Annotated in this window: 18 protein-coding genes; 10 read left to right on the forward strand and 8 right to left on the reverse strand. The window is 68.3% G+C overall.

Annotation, left to right across the window (positions count from 1 at the left end; genetic code table 11):
- Positions 1 to 89: 89 nt before the first annotated feature.
- The 3 genes from EAO27_RS03660 to EAO27_RS03670 are packed head-to-tail and all read left to right on the forward strand — an operon-like array spanning position 90 to position 4,311.
- Positions 90 to 1,760, forward strand: coding sequence for an MFS transporter (locus tag EAO27_RS03660; protein WP_242777211.1), 1,671 nt, complete (start codon positions 90 to 92; stop codon positions 1,758 to 1,760).
- Entirely contained in the window at positions 1,757 to 2,950 is a 1,194-nt protein-coding gene (locus tag EAO27_RS03665) for an HlyD family secretion protein (RefSeq protein WP_242777212.1), read from the forward strand. Before EAO27_RS03660 ends, EAO27_RS03665 begins: the two co-directional genes overlap by 4 nt.
- The gene (locus tag EAO27_RS03670; protein ID WP_242777215.1) at positions 2,950 to 4,311 is read left to right on the forward strand and encodes an efflux transporter outer membrane subunit; all 1,362 of its coding nucleotides are present in this window, start codon (positions 2,950 to 2,952) and stop codon (positions 4,309 to 4,311) included. The genes EAO27_RS03665 and EAO27_RS03670 overlap by 1 nt, the downstream gene beginning before the upstream one ends.
- A gap of 98 nt (positions 4,312 to 4,409) precedes the next feature.
- Here EAO27_RS03670 and EAO27_RS03675 read toward each other — a convergent pair whose 3' ends face one another.
- A complete protein-coding gene (locus EAO27_RS03675; protein ID WP_242777217.1) occupies positions 4,410 to 5,081 on the reverse strand; it encodes an MnmC family methyltransferase in 672 nt (223 codons plus the stop codon).
- The gene (locus EAO27_RS03680; RefSeq protein ID WP_242777219.1) at positions 5,078 to 5,506 is read right to left on the reverse strand and encodes a hypothetical protein; all 429 of its coding nucleotides are present in this window, start codon (positions 5,504 to 5,506) and stop codon (positions 5,078 to 5,080) included. Before EAO27_RS03680 ends, EAO27_RS03675 begins: the two co-directional genes overlap by 4 nt.
- Before the next feature lie 199 nt (positions 5,507 to 5,705).
- Here EAO27_RS03680 and EAO27_RS03685 point away from each other — a divergent pair, with 199 nt between their 5' ends.
- Positions 5,706 to 7,799: a malate synthase G gene (locus tag EAO27_RS03685; RefSeq protein ID WP_242777221.1), complete on the forward strand. Its 2,094-nt coding sequence runs from the start codon at positions 5,706 to 5,708 to the stop codon at positions 7,797 to 7,799.
- An 18-nt stretch (positions 7,800 to 7,817) separates the two neighbouring features.
- Here EAO27_RS03685 and EAO27_RS03690 read toward each other — a convergent pair whose 3' ends face one another.
- Positions 7,818 to 8,789 (reverse strand): hypothetical protein, encoded by a 972-nt coding sequence (locus EAO27_RS03690; RefSeq protein ID WP_242777223.1) that lies wholly within the window; start codon positions 8,787 to 8,789, stop codon positions 7,818 to 7,820.
- Positions 8,790 to 8,868: 79 nt separating this feature from the next.
- On the opposite strand from EAO27_RS03690, the gene EAO27_RS03695 reads away from it, so the two are divergent.
- From EAO27_RS03695 to EAO27_RS03715, 5 genes are all read left to right on the forward strand, one after another.
- Positions 8,869 to 9,141: a metal/formaldehyde-sensitive transcriptional repressor gene (locus EAO27_RS03695; protein ID WP_242777225.1), complete on the forward strand. Its 273-nt coding sequence runs from the start codon at positions 8,869 to 8,871 to the stop codon at positions 9,139 to 9,141.
- A gap of 17 nt (positions 9,142 to 9,158) precedes the next feature.
- A complete protein-coding gene (gene dmeF / locus EAO27_RS03700; RefSeq protein WP_242777227.1) occupies positions 9,159 to 10,130 on the forward strand; it encodes a CDF family Co(II)/Ni(II) efflux transporter DmeF in 972 nt (323 codons plus the stop codon).
- Between the two features lie 25 nt (positions 10,131 to 10,155).
- Positions 10,156 to 10,779 (forward strand): DJ-1/PfpI family protein, encoded by a 624-nt coding sequence (locus EAO27_RS03705; protein ID WP_242777229.1) that lies wholly within the window; start codon positions 10,156 to 10,158, stop codon positions 10,777 to 10,779.
- An 82-nt stretch (positions 10,780 to 10,861) separates the two neighbouring features.
- Positions 10,862 to 12,883: a GMC family oxidoreductase N-terminal domain-containing protein gene (locus EAO27_RS03710; RefSeq protein WP_242777231.1), complete on the forward strand. Its 2,022-nt coding sequence runs from the start codon at positions 10,862 to 10,864 to the stop codon at positions 12,881 to 12,883.
- A 134-nt stretch (positions 12,884 to 13,017) separates the two neighbouring features.
- Entirely contained in the window at positions 13,018 to 13,746 is a 729-nt protein-coding gene (locus EAO27_RS03715) for a rhodanese-related sulfurtransferase (RefSeq protein ID WP_347567116.1), read from the forward strand.
- A gap of 735 nt (positions 13,747 to 14,481) precedes the next feature.
- Here the strand turns inward: EAO27_RS03715 and EAO27_RS03720 are convergent.
- Positions 14,482 to 15,105: a class I SAM-dependent methyltransferase gene (locus EAO27_RS03720; RefSeq protein WP_242777233.1), complete on the reverse strand. Its 624-nt coding sequence runs from the start codon at positions 15,103 to 15,105 to the stop codon at positions 14,482 to 14,484.
- Positions 15,098 to 16,102: an SRPBCC family protein gene (locus tag EAO27_RS03725; protein ID WP_242777235.1), complete on the reverse strand. Its 1,005-nt coding sequence runs from the start codon at positions 16,100 to 16,102 to the stop codon at positions 15,098 to 15,100. Before EAO27_RS03725 ends, EAO27_RS03720 begins: the two co-directional genes overlap by 8 nt.
- Before the next feature lie 85 nt (positions 16,103 to 16,187).
- Here EAO27_RS03725 and trxB point away from each other — a divergent pair, with 85 nt between their 5' ends.
- The gene (gene trxB, locus EAO27_RS03730) at positions 16,188 to 17,153 is read left to right on the forward strand and encodes a thioredoxin-disulfide reductase (protein WP_242777237.1); all 966 of its coding nucleotides are present in this window, start codon (positions 16,188 to 16,190) and stop codon (positions 17,151 to 17,153) included.
- A 24-nt stretch (positions 17,154 to 17,177) separates the two neighbouring features.
- On the opposite strand, the gene EAO27_RS03735 is transcribed toward trxB, so the two are convergent.
- The 3 genes from EAO27_RS03735 to EAO27_RS03745 all read right to left on the reverse strand — a co-directional run bounded on the left by EAO27_RS03735 (position 17,178) and on the right by EAO27_RS03745 (position 19,089).
- Complete coding sequence (locus tag EAO27_RS03735) at positions 17,178 to 17,999, reverse strand: hydrolase 1, exosortase A system-associated (RefSeq protein ID WP_242777239.1); 822 nt, start codon at positions 17,997 to 17,999, stop codon at positions 17,178 to 17,180.
- Positions 17,984 to 18,667: a hypothetical protein gene (locus EAO27_RS03740; protein WP_242777241.1), complete on the reverse strand. Its 684-nt coding sequence runs from the start codon at positions 18,665 to 18,667 to the stop codon at positions 17,984 to 17,986. Before EAO27_RS03740 ends, EAO27_RS03735 begins: the two co-directional genes overlap by 16 nt.
- A 137-nt stretch (positions 18,668 to 18,804) precedes the next feature.
- Complete coding sequence (locus EAO27_RS03745; protein WP_242777243.1) at positions 18,805 to 19,089, reverse strand: phosphopantetheine-binding protein; 285 nt, start codon at positions 19,087 to 19,089, stop codon at positions 18,805 to 18,807.
- Between the last annotated feature and the right edge of the window lie 2 nt (positions 19,090 to 19,091).

Raw genomic sequence — 19,091 nt, forward strand, 5'->3', positions numbered from 1 at the left:
TATCGCACCCGGCCCGGCTTGGTCTATGGACCAGATGATGACCCGAAGCCGCCGGTCCATGCGCGCGCCTGCCGCGCCCCTCGCTCGCCATGGCTGAGCGTCCCGCGGACGGCGGCTATGTCTTCAAGCCGCACGAGCGCCCGTTCATGCCGGGGTCGCCCGCTTCGCCCGACCATCCGGCGCTGCGCAAGGCGGGCTATCTGCTGATCGGCGTCTATCTCGCGCTCGTCGGCGGTTTCACCAACGGGCTGCTGATCGCCAATCTGACGACCTTGCAGGGGCATATGGGGCTGACCCCGGCCGAGGGCGGCTGGGTCACCGTCGCGTACAACATGACCAACGCGTGCATGAGCATATTGCTCTACAAGTCGCGCCAGCAATTCGGCATCCAGCGCTTCGTGCGCGCGACGATGCTGGCGCTGCTGCTCGCCAATTTCCTCCAGCTGTTCGATGCCGGATACCGGCTCGAACTGGTCGCGCGCGGTGTATCGGGGATCGCGGCGAGCGGCCTCTCGACGCTCGCGGCCTTCTACCTGATGCAGGGGCTGCCGGCCAAGGCGCGCATCGCGGGGTTCCTGATCGGCATCGGGCTGGGGCAGGTCGCGATCCCGCTGGCGCGCGCGATCTCGCCGCTGCTGCTGTTCGACGGCGATGTCGCCAACCTGTTCGTGTTGCAGTTCGCGCTGTCGCTCGTCGCGGTCGGACTGGTGAACATGCTGCAGCTGCCCCCCGGCGAGACGATCCGCTCGTTCGAGAAGCTCGACCTTCTGACCTTTCCGATGCTGGCGGTCGGTGTCGGACTGCTCTGCGCCTTTCTCGTCCAGGGACGCATTCTGTGGTGGACGACGCCCTGGCTGGGCGCCGCGCTCGCGGCATCGCTGCTGCTGATCGGAATCGCCTTCCTGATCGAGCATAACCGCGCCAACCCGATGCTGCACACGCGCTGGATGGGCAGCCGCGCGCTGCTCAAATTCGCGCTGACCGGAGCGCTGGTCCGCGTGCTGACGTCGGAGCAGAATTTCGGCGCCACCGGGCTGCTCTCGGCGACGGGGATGGTGAACGACCAGCTGGTCAGCTATTATGCGGTGCTGACGCTCGCGACGCTGGCGGGGGCGCTGCTGTCGATCGCGCGGCTCGACCCGACCGACCTCCGGCGGCCGATCCTCGTCTCGCTCGCGGTGATCGCGGTGGGTGCGTTCCTCGACACGCATTCGGGGCTGCGCACCGGACCGATGAACCTCTATTTCTCGCAGGCCGCGATCGCCTTTGCCGCAGTCTATTTCATGGGGCCGATGCTGCTCGAGGGGCTGTTGCGCGCGCTGTCGCGCGGGCCCGCCTATATGGTCAGCTTCCTCGCGCTGTTCAGCCTGTCGCAGACGCTGGGCGGGCTGGCGGGGGTCGCGGCACTGTCGGCGTTCCACACGATCCGCACCAAGGCGCATCTGATGGTGCTGGGCGAGAGCCTGTCGACGAGCGATCCCGCCGTGGCGCAGGGCATCGCCGACCTCGCCGCGAGCCTGACCGGGACGATGACCGACCCGGCGCTGCGCAGCGCACTGGCGGGCGCGCAGGTCGTCCGCGAGGCGGCGCGCGAGGCGACGATCCTCGCGTTCAACGACGTGTTCTACGTGATCGGCGCGGCGTCGGCGACGGCGTTCGTCATCATGTTCCTGCGCTGGCTGTACGACCGCCGGCGCGGCCACAACCCGCTCGCGCGCGAGCTGGAGGCATTGCAGAAGATGAGGGCCGGAAACGAATGAGCGACGAACGCAAAGAAACCGACGCAGGCGGCGCAGCGGCGAAGCCGGTGCCGCCGCCGGTCGCGCCGGCGCCCGAACCTGCCGCCGTCCTGCCGCCGGCCGAAGCGCCGGCCGCCGAACCCGCCGTGGAAAAGGAAGAGGAGGGGTGGAAGCCCGCGCCGCAGTCGCGCGGCCGCATCCTGCTGTTCGGCGCGCTGATCCTCGCGGGGGCGCTCGCCATTCTCTACGCGTGGGGGCTGCCGCCCTTCCGCGCGTCGAGCCAGACCACCGACAATGCCTATGTCCGCGGCCAGACGACGATCATCGCGCCGCAGGTCGGTGGCTATGTCACCGAGGTTCTGGTGCAGGATTTCGAACCGGTGAAGGCGGGGCAATTGCTCGTCAAGATCGACGACAGCATCTATCGCCAGCGCGTCGCGCAGGGCGCCGCCAGCATCGCAGCGCAGACCGCCAGCCTCGACAACAGCGCGCAAAGCCAGCGGTCGGCCGAGGCGCAGGTCAAGGCGCAGGACGCCGCCGTCGCCAACGCCCGCGCCCAGCTCCAGCGTGCACAGGCCGACATGCGGCGAGTCAGCGAGTTGGTCGACGCGGGCTCGGTATCGCTGCGCGAGCGCGACCAGACGCTCGCCGCGCTGCGTCAGGCGGAGGCGGGCGTCCGTCAGGCCGAGGCACAGCGCCAGATCGCGCTCGAACAGGTGCGCACGGTGACGGTCGGGCGCGGCGGTCTGGAGGCGGGGGTCCAGAATGCCAGGGCGACGCGCGACCTTGCCAACATCGACCTTCAGCGCACCATCGTCCGCGCGCCGCGCGCGGGCCGGCTCAGCGAAGTCACGGTGCGCGTCGGGCAGTTGGTCAATCCGGGGACCCAGATGATGTACCTGGTGCCGGAGAAGCACTGGGTTGTCGCCAATTTCAAGGAAGCGCAGACCGCGAAGATCCGCGTCGGACAGCGCGCCACGATGAAGATCGACGCGCTCGGCGGCGCCGAACTGAAGGGGGTGGTCGAAAGCGTCGCCCCGGCCGCGGGCAGCGAGTTCAGCGTGATCAAGCCCGACACCGGATCGGGCAATTTCGTCAAGGTGCCGCAACGCATCGCGGTGCGCATCCGCATCGATCCGAAGCAGGAACTCGCCGCGCGGCTCGGCCCGGGCATGTCGGTGGTCGCGACGATCCACACAGGGGTCGACTGATGCGGCGGCTGGTTCCGGTCCTCGCCTTGCTCGTTGCGGGCTGCGCGCCCGCGATCGCACCGCGGCCCGCGGCGAGCATCGTTGCGCCGCCCGCCGACTGGCGCAGCCCGATGCCCGCGGGCGGCGCGGTCGAAAGCGCCTGGTGGGGCGGCTTTGGCGACTCCCGGCTGGCGGCGCTGGTCGAACAGGCGCGCGCGAACAACAGCGACCTTGCCATTGCCGCGGCGCGCGTCGCCGAGGCGCGGGCGCAGGAACGCGTTGCCCGCTCGCTGCTGCTTCCGACGCTGTCGGCCAGCGCGTCGGGCGCAGAGGCGCGCAGCGTCAACGCTTTCGGCCAGCCGAGCGAGAGTTTTTCGGCCCAGCCGGGCTTTCAGGCCGCCTATGAGGTCGACCTGTTCGGGCGCAATGCGGCGCAGGCCGACGCGGCGCGCGCCAATGCCGCGGCGGTCGCAGCGGCGCGCGAGGCGGCGCTGCTGTCGGTCAGCGCGACGACCGCGAGCAGCTATATCGTGCTGCTCGCGCTCGACGAACGGCGCGATCTCCTCCACCAGACGCTCGTCACCCGCGGCGAAGCGCTGCGCATCGCGCGCGACCGGGCGGAGGCGGGCTATACCTCGCGGCTCGAACTCAGCCAGGCCGAGGCCGAATATCGCGCCACCGAGCAACAGATTCCCGCGATCGAGGCGGCGATCGCGCGGCAGGAGAATGCGCTGTCGCTGCTCGTCGGCGCAACGCCGCGCGCGATCGATCGCGGCGCCGATTTCGACGCGCTCGCCACCCCGGCGGTGCCCGCGGTGCTGCCCTCCGACCTCGTCCGCCGCCGTCCCGACATCGCGCAGGCCGAATATGCGCTCGCCGCGACCGACGCCAATTTGCGCGCCGCGTGTGCGCAATTCCTGCCGCAGGTCCGCCTGTCGGCTTCGGCGGGGGCGGCGATCTCGTCGCTGCTGGGCGATCCGGTTTCGGTCTGGTCGATCGGCGGCAGCATCCTTGCGCCCATCTTTTCGGGCGGGCGGCTGCAGGGGCAGTTCGACGCGGCGACCGCGCAGCGCGACCAGGCCGCCTTTGCCTATCGCCGCAGCGTGCTCACCGCCTTTCGCGAGGTCGAGGACCAGCTTGCGGTGATCGACCGGCTGGCGGTGCAGGAAAGGGCGCTCGTCGCGCAGCGCGCGGCGGTGGCGGAGACGCTGCGCCATGCGACCAACCGCTATCGTGCGGGCTATTCGCCCTATCTTGAGGAAATCGACGCGCAGCGGGCGCTGTTCGCGGTCGACATCGCGCTGATCCAGCTGCGGACCGACCGGCTGACCGCCTATGTCGCCTTGTATCAGGCGCTGGGGGGCGGGGCGCTGGCGAATTAGAGTCCATCCCGTTCACATGGAACCGTAGCCCTGAGCCTGTCGAAGGGCGTTTCTCGGATAGACGCCCTTCGACAGGCTCAGGGCTACGGTGAGGAATTCTAGGGCGCGCGGGCGAACCAGATGATGTGGCGGCCGCCCTTGCCGCTGCTGCGCGCGCGCACGGGGACTTCTTCGACCGCGAAGCCCGCGTCCTTCAGCCGCCGCGTGAAGCGCGCGTCGGGCGCCGCCGACCAGATAGCGAGCACGCCTCCGGGACGCAGCGCGCCGCGCACGCGGGCCAGCCCGGCCATCGAATAGATGCGGTCATTGCCCTCGCGCGTCAGCCCGTCGGGGCCATTGTCGACGTCGAGCAGGATCGCGTCATAGCGCCGGCTCGCGCCGCCGATTACCGCGCCGACATCGTCCAGCACGACCTCGACGCGCGGATCGTCGAGGCAGCCCGCGGTGAGCGCGGCCATCGGCCCACGCGCCCAGTCGATGATTTCGGGTACCAGTTCGGCCACCGTCACCCGTCCGTCGGCGCCGAGCCGCGCCAGCGCCGCGCGCAGCGTGAAGCCCATGCCGTAACCGCCGATCAACAGCTGCGGGGCGGGGGTTTCGCGCAATCGGTCGCAGCTCATCTCCGCCAGCGCTTCTTCGGACCCCGCCATCCGGCTGGTCATCAATTCGCTGTGGCCGAGCGTAATGAAATAATCGTCGCCGCGCTGGATCAGGCGCAGCGAATCGCCGCCGGGAACCGATGCGGTGGCAAGAAGGGTGCGGGGGATCATGCGGCGCGCGCAATCCCTTCGCGGCCAAGGGGCATATGCTCGTCAGAGTGCCCCATCTTCGGAAAAAACTCGTGGCAATCCCAACTAAGGCTTCGGCCCTTTTCGAATAGATCCTTAGCCGGTCTGTACAGGAGAGCAACGCTGACGCAGCGTCGATCCGAAAGGCGAAAGGTCAAATCGAAAGCGCGAACGTCTTGCGGTTGTTGCGCCTTATCCCAGCGGAAAAACACGATCGAATTGACAGTGATTTCTGCGGACCAAGGACCGTATTCCGACGATTGGAGCACCCATTGTGCTGCGCGACGACGAAACTGGTCTTGCGTCTCGTCGAGCCGTGCCGAAGCGGATTCCAGTGGAGACGTGGGCGTTGGCACCAGTTCGCCTGCGGCTATGAAGGCGGCCATAATCAATGCCGAAATAGTCATCAAAGAGTCCTTGTGCCTCGAAATCCTGTGACCGGCTTTAGGCGATGCCATTCCGCACGACAATCGCGGACCGACCGACAAGAGGGGGGAGTGATTGAGGATGCTGGCAGTTGCCAACCCCGCGCAATCGCGGCATAGGGCGGCGGCCCTTTCCTCCCCGGGTCCACTGGCGCGCCGCGCCGAACCAAAGGGTGCTTAGATGACCGAATTTCTGGACCGCCACGGGCTGTCGATCGATGCGCGGCTGGTCGATTTCGTACAGGATCGCGCGCTGCCGGGAACGGGGCTCGACGCCGACAAATTCTGGGCCGATTTTGCCGCGCTGCTCGGAAAATTCGCTCCCGAAAATGCCGCGCTGCTGCAAAAGCGCGAGGACCTGCAGGCGCGGATCGACGCCTGGCATGGCGAGCGGGCAGGGCAGCCGCACGAACCGCAAGCCTATCAGGCGTTTCTGCGCGAGATCGGTTATCTTGTGCCCGAGCCCGCGCCCTTCCAGGTCGGCACGCAGAATGTCGACCCCGAAATCGCGACCATGGCGGGGCCGCAGCTCGTCGTGCCCGCATTGAACGCGCGCTTCGCGCTCAACGCCGCCAACGCGCGCTGGGGCAGCCTCTACGACGCCTTCTACGGTACCGACGCACTCGACGCGCCGCCGGCGACGCCCGGCGGTTATGATGCGGTGCGCGGCGCGGCGGTGATCGCGCGCGCCAAGGCCTTCCTCGACGAAGCGGTCCCGCTTGCTTCGGGGAGCTGGGCCGACTGGCCGGGCGGTATGCCCGACCTCGCCGATCCCGCGCAGCTGGCCGGCACGAAGGACGGCGGGCTGCTGCTGAAACACAATGGCCTGCACATCGAGCTCGTCATCGATCCCGACAGCGCGATCGGCCGGACCGACCCTGCGGGCATCGCCGACGTGCTGCTCGAAGCCGCGCTGACGACGATCATCGACCTGGAAGACAGCGTCGCGGCGGTCGACGGCGAGGACAAGGTTCTTGGTTATACCAACTGGCTCGGCCTGATGCGCGGTGACCTGACCGAGAGCTTCGCCAAGGGCGGCAAGACCGTCACCCGCGCGATGGAGCCCGACCGCGCATGGACCGCGACCGGCGGCATCCCCTTCACCCTGCCGGGACGCAGCGTGATGTTCGTGCGCAACGTCGGTCATCTGATGACCAATCCGATGGTCCGGCTTGCCGACGGCAGCGAGGCGCCCGAGGGGCTGTGCGACGCGGTGTTCACCAGCCTCTGTTCGCTGCACGATCTCAAGGGCCTCGGCACGCTCCGCAACAGCCGCGCGGGCAGCATCTATATCGTCAAGCCGAAGCAGCACGGGCCCGAAGAATGTGGCTTCACGAACCGGCTGTTCGACGCGGTCGAGGATATGCTCGGCCTCGCGCGCCACACGATCAAGGTCGGGGTGATGGACGAGGAGCGTCGTACGTCAGCGAACCTCGCGGCGTGCATCCATGCGGTGAAGGACCGCATCGTCTTCATCAACACCGGCTTCCTCGACCGCACCGGCGACGAGATCCACACCTCGATGCGCGCGGGGCCGATGATCCCCAAGGGCGAGATGAAGGCGAGCGACTGGATCGCGAGCTACGAGGACCGCAACGTCCGCATCGGGCTCGCCTGCGGGCTTTCGGGCAAGGCGCAGATCGGCAAGGGCATGTGGGCGATGCCCGACCTGATGAAGGCGATGCTCGAGGCCAAGATCGGCCACCCGAAATCGGGCGCGAACACCGCCTGGGTGCCGTCGCCGACCGCTGCGACGCTCCACGCGCTGCACTATCACCAGGTCGACGTCTTCGCGCGCCAGAAGGAGATCGCGGGCGAGGCGGTGCCGTCGCTCGACCGACTGCTGAACATCCCGGTCGCCGTCGGGCGCAACTGGAACGAGGCCGAGGTCACGCGCGAGCTGGACAATAATTGCCAGGGCATTTTGGGCTATGTCGTTCGCTGGATCGATCAGGGCGTCGGTTGTTCGAAGGTGCCCGATATCGACGACGTCGGGCTGATGGAGGATCGGGCGACCTTGCGCATTTCGAGCCAGGCGCTCGCCAACTGGCTGCTCCACGGCGTCTGCACCGCGCAGCAGGTCGACGCCGCGCTGGCGCGGATGGCGGCGAAGGTCGATGCGCAGAATGCGGGCGACGCGCTTTACGAAAAGCTGACGCCCGAGGGCATCGCCTGGCAGGCGGCGCGCGCGCTGATCTTCGAGGGCGTGGTACAGCCGTCGGGCTATACCGAACCGCTGCTCCACAAATATCGGCAGGTGAAAAAGGCGGGATAAACCGCCCGGGGGGCGGGGCTACTCGCGGTGGATCTTGCTGTGCCCAAGGTCCCCCGCGGGGTCGGGCTGGTCCGAAGGCACGACGAAGGTCACCGCCTGCGCGCCGAAAAGGCCCGCGGGGATGCGGACGAGGCCGCGGACGCGGAAATTTTCGGTGTCCATCCGTTTGAGCTTGCCGTCGCGGACGAGCTGCGCGAGCCCCATCCAGCCGGGCAGCTGGTCGTAGCGCGTCGCGGGGACCGGGGCGACGAGGCTGTCCGGATCGATGTCGTAAACCCCCGCGGGCTCGAAATCGGCGTAGCCGCGCTGCCATTCGGGCAGGTCCTGGTCCTGATCGTGCGCGGCATAGATTTTGGCCGCGATGGCGTCCGCGCCGATCGTCAGCAGTGCCGGATCATAGCCGCCGCCGACGACATCGGGCGCGCGCAGTCCCGGCAGCAGCGGTGGTTCCACGCCCTGCTGCGGCGTCCGCCGGCCACCCAACAGCCACGCGGCGGGGTCCGGCTGGCTGCGATAGAGTGCCGCAGGCGGCAGCGAGCAGCCTTCGACGAATAGCAGCTTCGATCGCGGCACCCCGGTCACGCCGACCGGATAGGGTTTTTGCGTGACCACGACGAGCCGTTCGATCCGGCTGGTCCAGCCGCCGACGCGCAGCACCGAATTGCGCGCGCCCGCGACGACCAGATAGAGCGGCCTGAAACCCGGCGCGATGCGGAGATCGAGCGCCGTCGTCGCCTCTTCCTGCGGGTTTTCGGCTTCGAGGCGCACCGACGAGATGGCGGCGCCGTTGTAATAGCCCGCGAAGACGAGCGCCGCCTCCTTGCTCGGTGGCGGCGGCGCGCAGGGGGCGATTTCGGCGACGAATGGTCCGCCGGTCTCGACCGGCGCCGTGGCGACCGAGCGTTCGATGCCCGCCCACGCACCCCAGGCGAGCAGCGGCAGCGCGGCGATGAGCAGGATATGGCGCAACCGAGCCTCCGATCGGGGCATCGGGGTAGTGCGAGAAGATGGAGGAGCGGTTAAGCTGCACGCTTGTCCGGGTGACGATCATAATATAGGGGGGTAGGGTATGAGTCACACAACGACCAACCCCGACCTTCTTGCGCGCGTGCGCCGCATCGCGGGGCAGGTCGGCGCGGTCGAGAAGGCGCTTATCGCGGGCGAGCCCTGCGCTACGGTATTGCACCGCATCGCCGCGGTGCGCGGCGCGGTGAACGGGCTGCTCGACGAGGTGATCGCCGATCATCTCGCCGCGCATGTCGCGGCGCCGGGCCTGTCGGAAGATGAGCGCACGGCGGGCGCCGACGAGCTGCTCGCGGTGATCCGCCGCTATTCGAAATGACCAGGATGGAGCGTCCGTTGCACAGCCCCCCGCATAGCGCCGCGCATAGCCACGACTTCCTTGCCGCATCGCACGACGACAATGCGCGGCGCACGCTGTGGGTCGTCGCGCTGACCGCGGTGATGATGGTCGGGGAGATCGTCGCGGGCTATGTCACCGGGTCGATGGCGCTGCTCGCCGACGGCTTTCACATGGCGACCCACGCCGGGGCGCTGGGGCTCGCGGCGCTGGCCTATGGCTATGCCAAGCGCCACCGGCACGATCCGCGTTACAGCTTCGGCACCGGCAAGGTCGGCGACCTCACCGGCTTTGCCTCGGCGCTGATCCTCGGGCTGTTCGCGCTCGGCATCGCGATCGAATCGGTGCTGCGGCTGATCGATCCGCAGCGCGTCGATTTCGCCAGCGCGACGCTGGTCGCGGTGATCGGGCTGGCGGTGAATATCGTCAGCGCGCTGTTGCTGATGGGCGGGCACGACCATGGCGATGGTCATGGCCATCACCATGGGCACGATCACCGTCACGGCGCCGGACATCATCACGATCACCACCATGATCATTCGCACGACCATCATCAGGGGCATGGTCACGACAACAACCTGCGTTCGGCCTATCTGCACGTGCTCGCCGACGCGCTGACGTCGGTGCTGGCGATCGCGGCCTTGCTCGCGGGGCGCTACCTCGGCTGGCGCTGGATGGACCCGGTGATGGGGATCGTCGGCGCGATCGTCATCGCGCACTGGTCGTGGGGGCTGATGCGCGACACCGCCGCGGTGCTGCTCGACGAAAGCGTCGATCCGCTGGCCGAGGCGGTGCGGGCGCGGATCGAGGAGTTGGGCGGGATCCGGCTGCTCGACCTGCATGTCTGGCGCGTCGGGCCCGGCGCGCACGCCGCGATCGTCGAGGTCGCGGGCGATCACCCGGGCGCCGCAGTGCGCGAAGCGCTTGCGGGGATCGCCGGCATCCGCCATCTGACCGTCGCGGTGCGCTGAACGCGCGCCTTTTCCGGAGGTTTCGATGCAGATCGCGGTGCTGACGTTCGACGGTTTCAACGAACTCGATTCGTTCGTCGCCGCGGCGATCCTCAACCGGCTGCGCGAGCGGGGCTGGGAAGCGCATATCACGTCGCCGACGCCGCAGGTCACCTCGATGAACGGGGCCACCATCGAGCGGCAGCGGTCGCTCGATTTCGCGACCGATGCCGATGCGGTGATTATCGGCAGCGGTATCCGCACGCGCGAGATCGCCGCCGATGCCGCGCTGCTGGGTGCGATCCGGCTCGATCCGGAGCGCCAGTTGATCGGGGCGCAATGTTCGGGAACGCTGCTGCTCGCGAAACTCGGGCTGATCGGCGACCTGCCCGCGTGCACCGACCTCACGACCAGGCCGTGGGTGATCGAGGCCGGGGTCGAGGTGCTCGACGCGCCGTTCGTGGCGCACGGCAATGTCGCGACCGCGGGCGGCTGCCTTGCGTCGCAATATCTGGCGGCGTGGATTATCGCACGGCTGGCGGGACCGCGCGAAGCCGAAGCCGCGCTGCACTATGTTGCGCCGGTGGGCGAGAAGGCCGTCTATGTCGATCGCGCGATGGCAGCGGTGCGACCGTTCCTGCCCGTGGAGGCTGTTGCCGCACCGGCGTGATTGGCGATCCGGTACAATACGCCTTGCCTTTGCCCGCTATGACCCGGCATCTGGATGACGGGACAAGAGGGGGCAGAGGGCGATGACGGCACCGTTCAATTTCGGGCAGCTCAAATTTCTGGAGGCGCTGACCGAGGCGCTGTTCCACGGCGCGCCGATGGCGATCCCGGCGAGCGATGTTGTGCGCAATGTCGAGACGCTGTTCGGCAAGGTCGGAGGCACCAAGCTCAGGGAAATCCGCCTTTCGCTCGACGCGACCGAGCTGGTGCTGGCGCCGGTGTTCGTCGAACTCGACGTCGCCGAGCGCGCGGCGCGGGTGCAGAGCCGGCTGGCGAACAGCCGGTTCGACCTGTTCCAGGACATGGCGCGGCTGCGCGGCATCATCTACGCCTGCTATTACGGTCATTGGGAAGGCGGCGAGCGGCCGCGCGACGCGGGGCAGGACGCGAACGAGCATAATCCGGTGCTCGCGCAGATCGGTTTTACCCTGCCCAAATTCCGCGACCGCGTCGATCCGCCCGACCTCGACATCACCGACGTCACCGGGCGCGAAATCGACGATGCGCATATATTGACCGCGAGCACGCTTGCCGACGAATATGACGTCGTCGTCGTCGGATCGGGGGCGGGCGGTGCCGTCGCGGCCTGCAATGTCGCGGCGCAGGGTTACAGGGTGCTGATCGTCGAGGCGGGGCCTTTCTACCCCTCGCACCACATCACCCACCACGAACTCGACATGATCGCCCAGCTCTACAAACATGGTGCGGTCCAGACGACGACGAACCGCGACTTCGTGATCTTTCAGGGACGCTGCGTCGGCGGGTCGTCGACGATCAACAACGGCATCTGCCTGCGCGTCAATGAAGCGGGGCGGACGCACCCCGATGCCGCCGACGTGCTCGCCAAATGGGCAAGCATCGGCGCGCCCGTCGATCCGGCCGCCTTCCATGCCAGCTACGATGCGGTGGCGCGGAAGCTGGGCATCGCGCGCGCCGAACCGCGCAGCGGGCGACATAACGGCACGCATCTGATTGCGGGCTGGAACGCCTATGCCGCGGCGTCGACGAACCCGCGCGAGCGGCGCGCGGTGACCGACTGGTTCGACAAGAATTTCGGCCCGCCGAACACGCCGCAGGCGTGCGCCTATTGCGGCTATTGCAATTCGGGCTGCGCCTATGGCCGGCGCATGGGGATGGCGCAGACCTATCTGCCCGAAGCGTGCCGCGACCATGGCGCGCGCATCCTGCCCGAAACCAAGGTCGAGCGCATATTGTGGCGCGACGCGCCCGGCGGCAAGCAAGCGGCGGAGGCGGTGCGGCTGGTGATGCCCGACGGGAGCAAAAGGCTCGTGCGCACGCGCGTCGGCGTGATCGTCGCGGGCGGCACGATCGCCTCGTCGAAGCTGCTCCACCGCAGCGACGTCGACCGCACCGGATACCAGGTGTCGCTCAACGTCGCCTCGCCCGTCGTCGCGCTGATGCCCGACGGCGTCGGCGGCGACGCGTGGGACGAGGACCAGATGACGAGCTATGTCGACTGCGGCGACTATCTGCTCGAAAGCCATTTCCAGCCGCCGATGGCGATGGCGTCGCTGATGCCCGGCTGGTTCGGCGACCATGCGGCGCGGATGAAGAATTTCGGCCGGGTCCATTCGGCGGGCATCCTGTTCCCCGCCGACCGGCGCGGGCAGGTCGAGGATGGCAAGCTCCATTTCCGCCTCGATGCGACCGACGACATGCCGGTGCTGCGCCGCGCGATGGCGACCTTGACCCGCGTGCATTTCGCGGCGGGCGCGATCGAATGCTATCCGGCGGTCGCGAGCGGTCACAAACTGACCCCCGATATGGACGTCGACGAGTTTTTCGCGCGCGAGATTCGCGAACAGGACGATGTGACATTGTCGAGCAGCCACCCGCACGGCGGCAATGCGATCCACGAAAATCCCGAATATGGCATCGTCGATCCCGGCTGCCGCGTCCACGGCACGACCAACGTGCTGGTGACCGATGCGAGCGTCTTTCCGAGCTGCATCCGCGTCAATGCGCAATGGACGACGATGGCGATGGCGCATTATGCGACGGGACGGGGCGATCCGTTCCGCTGAAATAGCTCGTCATTGCGAGCGGAGCGAAGCAATTCAGAACGGTTTACGCACACTCTGGATTGCCGCGTCGCCTTCGGCGCCTCGCAATGACGTTGCTTTTGTTTGTGGTGCCGTGCGGCTAAAGGGCGCCGATCATGACCTTCACCGTCGCTGCCCTCTATAAATTCGCGCCCTTCGACGATCCCGCTGCGCTGCGTCAGCCCTTGCTCGATCTGTGTGCGGCGCAGGGTGTCAAAGGCACGCTCCTGCTCGCGCGCGAGGGCGTCAACGGCACGATCGCCGGGCCCGAGGCGGGAATCGCGGCGGTGGTCGCACACATCCGCGCGCTGCCCGGGTGCGCCGATCTCGACGTCAAATATTCGGCCGCCGCCGCCATGCCCTTCCAGCGGCTCAAGGTGCGGCTGAAGAAGGAGATCGTGACGATGAAGGTGCCCGGCATCGATCCGTCGCGCGACGTCGGCCGCTATGTCGCCCCCGCCGACTGGAACGCGGTGATCGCCGATCCCGACACCGTGGTGATCGACACGCGCAACGGCTTCGAGGTCGGCTACGGCAGCTTCGACGGTGCGATCAATCCGCAGACGAAGAGCTTCGGCGACTTCCCCGGCTGGTGGCGCGACCATGCCGCCGAATTTGCGGGCAAGCGTGTCGCGATGTTCTGCACCGGCGGCATCCGCTGCGAAAAGTCGACCGCCTATCTCCGCAGCGAAGGCGTCGACGATGTCGTCCACCTGAAAGGCGGCATCCTCGCCTATCTCGAACAGGTGCCCGAGGCGGCAAGCCGCTGGCACGGCAGCTGCTTCGTCTTCGACGAGCGCGTCAGCGTCGGGCACGGGCTGGTCGAGGTGGGTGAGAAGGAATAGCGGCGGCTCCGGGATGGTAAACCGCCATGGCCCTCTGTCGTCGTCCGGGTTGAAGCCGGTCGGGGCAAGCGCCGCGCGGCATTTTCAAAGTTCAGGTAAGTTCAGCCCTGTGCGCCCGCCGATTTGAGCCTTGCCCCGGGCTGGACGCGCCCGGCGCGGTCGCATCGGCGAGCCGGGCAGCGACCGCTTTTGTCCGCCAAATGAACGAGCCGGACGGAGGCCGGCATAGCCGGATAATATAGGAAAGGCCTATTTGCAGAAGAGCGTCGCGTCGGGGTGAGAAGCGGATCGCGTCCATTTCCAGTCGTCATCCCGGCGAAGGCCGGGATCTCACCGGTGCATCATGGCTTGCAGGGCGGGATCCCGGCCTTCGCCGGGATGACGGAACACGACCGAATCGAGTCCTCCGTGCGCCCCGGCGAAAGCCGGGGTCCAGTGTAGAAACACGCCGGGTTCGTGTCGGCATTCTGGGCCCCGGCTTTCGCCGGGGTGCACATCTCTAGCGGCGACTAACGGTCGCATTCCGCCAATCCTCCCTGTCGCGCAGCAATGGGGAGGTGGCAGCGCGCAGCGCTGACGGAGGGGCCGGCGCCGTCCGGCGTCGCGCGACCTTGCGGCCCCTCCACCACTCGCTGCGCGAGCGGTCCCCCTCCCCATAGCCTGCGGCCACAGGGAGGATCTAAGTCCGCTATCGGTCGAGACCGGTCGCGCTCCGCTGGCGGTACGCGCTGGGCTTCAGTTCGCCCGCGCGGCGCCATATTCGACCCAGCCGAAGGGGCGGGGGGTCTTGGGCATGTACAGCGCGCCCTGTCGCTCGACCGCGAAGCCCGCGGCGGCATAGGCATCCGAAATCGGCCGGGTGAGATGGCAATTGCCGCCGATGCGTTTCCAGATGGGCTCGATCCGCCGTTGCCACTTGGCGACCCCGGCGTCGGGCGCACCGCCATGTTCGAGGAAGAGCGCGGTGCCGCCGGGTTTTAGCACGCGGCGGATTTCGGACAGCACCGCCGCCTGCTCGGCGACCGAGCAGAGGGTGAAGGTGGTGACGACGGTGTCGAACTGACCGTCGCCGAACGGCATCGCCTCGCCCACGCCGCCCTGAATGTCGGCGTCGATCCCGTGCGCTTGCGCCGCCGCGCGGCTCATTTCGAGCAGTTCGGGCGAGGGGTCGAGCCCGGTGAAGCTCCTGACGCGGTTGCGGTCATAGAATTCCATGTTGATCCCGCCGCCGCAGCCGAGCTCGAGTATGTCGCCCGCGGCGTGCGGCACGACCTTGCTGCGCGCCTTCATGATCTGCCCCTGCGAACAGGCGCATTTGATCAGCCGCGGTACGCCGTGTCTTTCCCACCAGCTAGCCATGTTCGCTCCTCAGCCGTGCAGCGACGATGGCGAGGACGTTCGCCTGGATGTCGCCGAGAATTTGTTCGCCCCACATCGCGGCATAGGCGTTGACGGGCGTCGCCATGCGATAGCGCGTCCACAGTTCGATCCGTGTCCGGCCATCCGCCATCGGGATCAGGCGATAGCCGCCGCGTTCGATCCGCAACTGGCGGCTGTCCGGGTTGATGTGGCGGTCGGTGCGCCGATGGATCGACGGATCGGGAAACGCAAAGCGCCAGGCGATCTCGCGGCCCGGGTGCCAGTCGGTGACGATTTCCTGAAAGCGGATATCGTCCTGCCAGCGCGCGTCGCGGACGGCACCCACGCCGCGGCCGGCGAGCGACGATTCGACCGGGCGGGGCAGGCGCAGCACGCTCTGGCTGAAGGTCCAGCGGCCTTCGCCCGGCGCGATCGCAGGAATCGCGAGCAGCGCGTCCCAGCTCTGCGCCGCCGAAGCCTCGACGATGATCGCGCGCGTGACGACGTAGCTGTCGCGCGGCGGCGCGACCTGCTGATCGACGACGAGCGCGAGGAACGGCAGAAGCAGCAGCGCGTTGGCGCGAAAGATCGTGCTGTCGGCCCGGTTGCGGCGTTGGCGATAGAGGTACACGGGCCACACGCCGAGCATGCCGAACAGCAGCCACAGCGGCAGCACCATCAGCACGCAGATCACGCCTTCGCGCAGGAAGACCATGCCGATCGCGGTCATGCCGCCGCCGAGCCACACGGGGACGAGAAAATAGGTCGAGCGCGCCCAGTTTCGCCGCAGGCTGCCGACCCAGGCGACGAAGGCCGACAGGGCGGCCGGCAGCACGACCAGCAGCGTATAGCCGACCGCGCCGCCCATCCCGACCTCGATCAGCAGATAGACGCCGAGGGCGACCGCGAGCGCGGCGATGAATGCCGTCACGAGCGGCCAGCGTTCGCCGCGTCGCGCCGGTGCCGCCTGGTCGTCGGCGGCGCTATCCTCTTTCATCGGCTCCCCCTTGGCGCACAGCCTGTCCCTTGCTAGCGCGGTTGGCAACACCCATTTAGGCGCACCACGCCAGCGAAGGATCACCATGCCCACCACGCACGAAACCAAGATGCTCATCCTCGGCTCGGGCCCCGCGGGGCTGTCGGCCGCCATCTATGCCGCGCGTGCGGGGATGAAGCCGATCGTCGTGCAGGGGCTCCAGCCCGGCGGCCAGCTGACCATCACCACCGATGTCGAGAATTACCCGGGTTTCGCCGAAGTGATCCAGGGCCCCTGGCTGATGGAACAGATGACCGCGCAGGCGACGCATGTCGGCACGACGATGATCTGGGACACGATCGTCGACGTCGATGTGTCGCAGCGCCCGTTCAGGCTGACCGGCGACGGCGGCGACGTCTATCTGGCCGAAACGCTGGTGATTGCGACGGGCGCGCAGGCCAAATGGCTGGGCGTCGAGGGCGAGCAGGAACTCGGCGGCAAGGGCGTGTCGGCGTGCGCCACGTGCGACGGCTTCTTCTATCGCGGCAAGAAGGTCGTGGTGATCGGCGGCGGCAACACCGCGGTCGAGGAGGCGCTGTACCTGACCAACCACAGCGACGATGTGACGCTGATCCACCGCCGTGATCATTTGCGCGCCGAAAAGATCCTGCAGGACCGGCTGTTCGCCAACCCGAAGATCAAGGTCTTGTGGAACAAGCGCGTCGAGCGTTTCGTCGCGGGCGAGGGCGTGTCGGGGCTGGTCGGGGTCGACCTGGTCGACACCGTCACCGGTGCGGCGAGCCACGAGCCGACCGACGGCGGCTTCGTCGCGATCGGCCACAGCCCCTCGACCGAACTGTTCAAGGGCAAGCTGCCGCTCGACGCCGACGGCTATCTGCAGGTGACGCCGGGCACGTCGCTGACCAGCATCCCCGGCGTCTTCGCCGCGGGCGACGTCACCGACAAGGTCTATCGCCAGGCGGTGACCGCGGCGGGCATGGGCTGCATGGCGGCGCTCGACGCCGAACGCTTCCTTGCCGAGGCCGAATATAAGGCGCTGGTGGAGGCGTAACCAACCTCGCCCTCGCGAGGACGATTATTCGAGAGCGGCGATTATCCGCGTTGCCAGCCATTCGCTATCGTCGCCGGCAAAGCTGTGCGAGGAGCTTGCGAGCCGCTCGACGCGGAGCGTCCCCGGGTTCGCCTCGATGCGGGCAAGGGGTGCCGCGAGTGTCTCCATGAACGCTTGCGCGGTGCGGTCGCCGGTCGCGAGCAGGATCGTCGCCGGGCGGCGCAGCCCGGCCAGCGCCGCGTCGAGGTCTCCGGCAAGGCTGCCGGCGGCCGGTTCGGTGCTTCTTTTGCCCATCGCTGACAGGCCGCGCGCGAGTTTGCGGACATCGATCTCGCCCTTCAGCAGCCTGAGCAGGCTTCTGGGGTCTTTCAGCCGCGACAGGTAACGCGCGCGGATCGCCGAGACGGGGGGCAGTGCGGGTTCGTCCGCCGCCTCGCCGCCGCCGTCATCCGCATAGGTCCAGGGATTGGCGAGGATCAGCGCATCGAGTGCGAGCGGCTGGTGCAGCAGCAATGCGCTCGCGGCGTCGCAATTGCCGAAGGCGGCGATGCGCGCGACGTGCGGTGCGGCGTCGCGGAACGCCGCGATCGCCGCCGCGATGTCGGGGCCGCTCGACCGGTAACCGCCATTGCCGCCCTCGCTGTCGCCGATCCCGCGCCGGTCGAAGCGGAAGACCGGGTGCCCCGCCGCGGCGACGCGCTGAGCCAGCATCGCCATGCCGCGGTGTGCGCCGCTGCGAATCTCGTTGCCGCCCGACACGATGAGGAGCCCCGTGGAGCCGGGCGCGTCGTCGAGCGTCGCGGCGAGCGCGGCGCCGTCGCAGGCGAAGCTCAGGTGGCGCCGCATGCGGTGCTCCAGGTCGCGATGTCGTCGGCGATCGCCTCCGCCATCGCGGCGTCCTCGCCGGGTTCGGCGCGCAGCCACAAGGGCGTGCCCACGATGCCGTCGGCGCCGAGCGCGAGGGTGCGCAGAGGTTCGACGGGTTGTACCTCGGCGCTGCCGAGCTGTGCGATCATCGCGGGCGACAGGCGATTGCCGGCGAGCAGCAGCGGCGCGGTCTTCGCCGTTTCGGTCAGGCTTTCGAGCGACGAGGTCGCGCCCGCCTCGCGGTCGGCCGAGACCCGTGCGCGCAGCAGGGTGCGGAGCAGCGATGCGCCGCCGGCCGGCGCCAGCCGCCACCAGCCCGCGGCCTTGATCCGATGGTCGATGAGCGCGCCGCCGCGCACCGACGCGACGAGGAGGGGGCCGTCGATGGCGGCCGCACGCTCGGCGAGGGCATTTTGCCACATGCCGAGATCGACGCTTTCCAGCGCGACGAGGCTCTCGTTCTGCCCGGGGAGGTCGGGCATCGCTGCGGCGAAGCCGCGCGCGGCGAGCGCGCGCATCGCGAGCACCAGCGTGCGGCGCGTGCGGTTCGCTTCCTCGAACAAGGGCGGGACGACCAGCACGGTCGCGCGCGGCGCGCCCGCGGGAGCGATACGGAGGATATGTTCGGGCATCGCGCTGCCGCTCAACGCTGCAGATCCTCGCCCGTTTGTCCTGAGCTTGTCGAAGGACCGTCCTTCTTCCTTTCAGCGTCAGAAAGAAAAGAACGGCCCTTCGACAAGCTCAGGGCGAACGGAGGGAAGGAAGGCGCCCGGTCCAAAAGCCCTCAGTCGGTCACTTTGCGCAGCGAGAAGGCCAGCAGATTGCCATAGGTCTCGAAAATCTCGCCGTCGATCTCGTCGTCGTCGATGATGATGCCGAGGCGATCCTCCATTTCGGTCAGCACGGTCGCGACCGCCATCGAATCGAATTCGGGCAGTTCGCCGAACAGGCCGCTGTCCTCGGTCAGCGCAGCGGCGCGGGCTTCGCCGAGGCCCAATATGTCGGCGAGCAGCGCGCGGAGCGTGGCGTCGACGCCCGAAGCGGCGGGGGTGGCGGCAGTATCGGTCATTT

The sequence above is a fragment of the Sphingopyxis sp. YF1 genome, from assembly GCF_022701295.1.
Lineage (GTDB): Bacteria > Pseudomonadota > Alphaproteobacteria > Sphingomonadales > Sphingomonadaceae > Sphingopyxis.